This is a genomic window from uncultured Thermus sp. (assembly GCF_938010445.1).
GTDB lineage: Bacteria > Deinococcota > Deinococci > Deinococcales > Thermaceae > Thermus > Thermus altitudinis.
Window position 1 is genome coordinate 1 of sequence record NZ_CALLUR010000148.1, and the last position, 2,968, is coordinate 2,968.

Below are 2,968 nucleotides of genomic sequence, written 5' to 3' on the forward strand. Positions count from 1 at the left end.
TACTCGGGCGGTGGTGGATGCCGGCTGGCGGCCCTATGGGGAGCAGGTGGGCCAGACGGGGAAAACCGTCCAACCTACCCTCTACATTGCCCTCGGGGTTTCCGGAGCGGTGCAGCACCTGGCGGGAATGAATAAGAGCAAATACATTGTGGCCGTGAACAAGGACCCCGAGGCCCCCATCTTCAAGCACGCGGACTACGGGATCGTGGGGGATGTGCACCAGGTGCTTCCGGCCCTGATTGAGGCGGTGAAAAAGCTGAAGGACTGAGGGAAAGGCCAAGCGGGCGGGCATTTCCCGCCCGCTTTTCCCTTTGGCAAAACCCTACCGGGATCCCTCCCCCTGGTCACCCCGAGGGGGCGCCCCTTCTTCCTCCATGCGCGCCGCCTCCAGGTTCTCCTGGGGAGGTGGGGTCTCCCGAGCCTCACCCTCCTTCTTCCCCCGGTTACCCCTGAGGAGCTGCAACAAGAAGAAAAGGAGCACCGCTACCACCACCACCCCAAGGGCGTAGGGCCAAGCGGGGGCGCTGGGCGCACCCGGCACCTCGGGCAGGGAAAGAGGCGGGGCCGGAGCCTTGAAGACCTCCTCCTCCAGCTTACCCACCCGCTCCCCCAAGGCTTTCAGGGCTTGTTCCTGGACCTGGACCCGGTTGGCCAGGGCAGTCACCTGGCCCTCGAGGGCCCGGAGGCGGGCGTAGCCCTGGTAACCAGCCCAGGCTACCAATAGGACGACCACCAACAGGAAGACCAGGCTCAACCAACGCCTCATTCCTCGTCACCTCCTCCGCCGGGCCCGTTATGGCAGGAGCAAACCCGGCTTCTTAGTATATCATGCGGCCAGTATGGCCGATAACGCCAAACTTATCCTGGACGAGCTCTTGGCCGAGCTGGAGGAGAGGCGGAAAAAAATCCTTCTGGGTGGCGGAGAGGAACGCATTAAAAAGCAGCACCAGCAGGGGAAGCTCACGGCCCGAGAACGCATAGACTACCTTCTGGACCCGGGGAGTTTCGTGGAACTCATGCCCTTCGCCGAGCACCTGGAAACCGGGCTCATGGAAGGTGTTGAGGCCCCTGCCGATGGGGTGGTAACCGGGTATGGCACCATCGGCGGCCGCTTGGTCTTCGTCTTCAGCCAGGACTTCACCGTCCTAGGGGGCTCCTTGGGCAAGATGCATGGGCGTAAGATTGCCAGCCTAATGGACCTAGCGGCCAAGGTGGGGGCTCCCATCATCGGACTCAACGACTCCGCTGGGGCCCGCATCCAGGAGGGGGTGGATAGCCTTTCCGGCTACGGGGAGGTCTTCTACCGCAACGCCATCTACTCCGGGGTGGTGCCCCAGATCTCTGCCATCCTGGGCCCTTGCGCCGGGGGGGCGGTGTATAGCCCAGCCATGACCGATTTCATCCTCATGAGCCGGGGAACCAGCTACATGTTCATCACCGGCCCCGAGGTCATCAAGAGCGTGACCCGGGAGGAGGTGAGCTTTGAGGCGCTGGGGGGGGCGGATGTGCACATGGAAAAGAGCGGGGTGGCCCACCTCGAGGGGCAAAACGACCAGGAGGTCCTGGACCTCATCAAAAAGCTTCTCTCCTACTTGCCGCAAAACAGCCGCGAGAAACCCCCCGTGGTGGAACCCCAAGACGACCCCTTCCGCCCCACCCCCGAGCTTTTAGACATCGTCCACCCCGATGGGAAAAGGCCCTACAACATGCACCAGGTCATCAGAACCCTGCTGGATGACGGGGAGTTTCTGGAGATCCAGCCCGGCTTTGCCCGGAACATCATCGTGGGCCTGGGCCGCCTGGGAGGGTATCCCGTGGGGATCGTGGCCAACAACCCCCGCTTTATGGCGGGAGCCCTGGATATCAATGCCTCCGACAAGGCCGCCCGCTTCATACGTACCATGGATGCCTTCAACATCCCCATCCTCACCCTGGTGGACGTGACCGGCTTCCTACCTGGGGTAGCCCAGGAGCACGGGGGCATCATCCGCCACGGGGCCAAGATGCTCTTCGCCTACGCCGAGGCCACGGTACCCAAGATCACCCTCATCGCCCGCAAGGCCTACGGCGGAGCCTATCTGGCCATGAACTCCAAGGACATGGGGGCGGACGTGGTCCTGGCCTGGCCCACGGCGGCGGTGGCGGTGATGGGGGCCGAAGGAGCCGCCAACATCATCTACCGCAAGGAGATCCAATCCTCCCCCAACCCCGAGGAAACCCGCCGGCGGAAGATTGAAGAATACCGCCAGGCCTTTGACAACCCCTGGGTGGCCGCAGGAAGGGGCTACATAGATGACGTCATAGATCCCGCCCAAACCCGGCGCCTCCTCTACCAGCACCTGAGGATGCTTTGGGAGAAGAAGGAAGAGCGGCCCTTTAAGAAGCACGACAACATCCCGCTTTAGAGTCCTTTAGGGCACCAGGGGTAAAATGAGACCCAAGTATGGTCCGGGTCTGGATTGACCTTACCCTGGCTAGCCAACGGGAGGCTCTGGCCGAAGCCCTTCAGGCCCGGGAATTCCAGGTGGTGGACCACCCCTTGGCGGCCCAGGTGGGCCTGGTGGAAGCCGGCTGGGAGATTCCCCCGCCCCCGCCTCTCCCTTCCCTGGTTCTACTCAGGAGCCGGGAACAGGCGGCGGAGGCCCTCAAACTGGGCTATAAGGGTTACCTTTACCCGGAACAGGGCCTCGAGGTCCTGGCCCAGGCCTTGCGGAAGGTGGCCGAGGGCGAGGTCTGGGCGGAAAGGCGGGTGGTGGCCACCTTGGTGGGGGAGCCCACCCCGCAACTTTCCCCTCGGGAAAGGGAGGTGGCGGCCCTAGCCGCCTTAGGCCTCAGCAATAAGGAGATCGCCAAGGAGCTGGGGATCTCGGAGCGCACGGTCAAGGCCCATCTCTCGGCCGTGTTTCAAAAGGCAGGGATCAAGCGGCGAAGCCAGCTGGCCCATATCCGGTTTCTCACCTAGACTTTC

4 protein-coding genes are annotated in these 2,968 nt (G+C 63.2%); 3 read left to right on the top strand and 1 reads right to left on the bottom strand.

What is annotated here, in order from left to right:
- Positions 1-268: electron transfer flavoprotein subunit alpha/FixB family protein (locus Q0693_RS08200; RefSeq protein WP_298630629.1), on the top strand; the 268-nt coding region annotated here is incomplete at its 5' end.
- Positions 269-322: 54 nt separating this feature from the next.
- Here Q0693_RS08200 and Q0693_RS08205 read toward each other — a convergent pair.
- A complete protein-coding gene (locus tag Q0693_RS08205) occupies positions 323-766 on the bottom strand; it encodes a hypothetical protein (RefSeq protein ID WP_298630631.1) in 444 nt (147 codons plus the stop codon).
- Positions 767-839: 73 nt separating this feature from the next.
- Here Q0693_RS08205 and Q0693_RS08210 point away from each other — a divergent pair, with 73 nt between their 5' ends.
- Together Q0693_RS08210 and Q0693_RS08215 are read left to right on the top strand one after the other, a co-directional pair.
- Positions 840-2,405, top strand: coding sequence for an acyl-CoA carboxylase subunit beta (locus Q0693_RS08210; protein WP_298630633.1), 1,566 nt, complete (start codon positions 840-842; stop codon positions 2,403-2,405).
- Positions 2,406-2,443: 38 nt separating this feature from the next.
- The gene (locus tag Q0693_RS08215) at positions 2,444-2,962 is read left to right on the top strand and encodes a response regulator transcription factor (RefSeq protein WP_243030516.1); all 519 of its coding nucleotides are present in this window, start codon (positions 2,444-2,446) and stop codon (positions 2,960-2,962) included.
- The last annotated feature ends 6 nt before the right edge of the window (positions 2,963-2,968 follow it).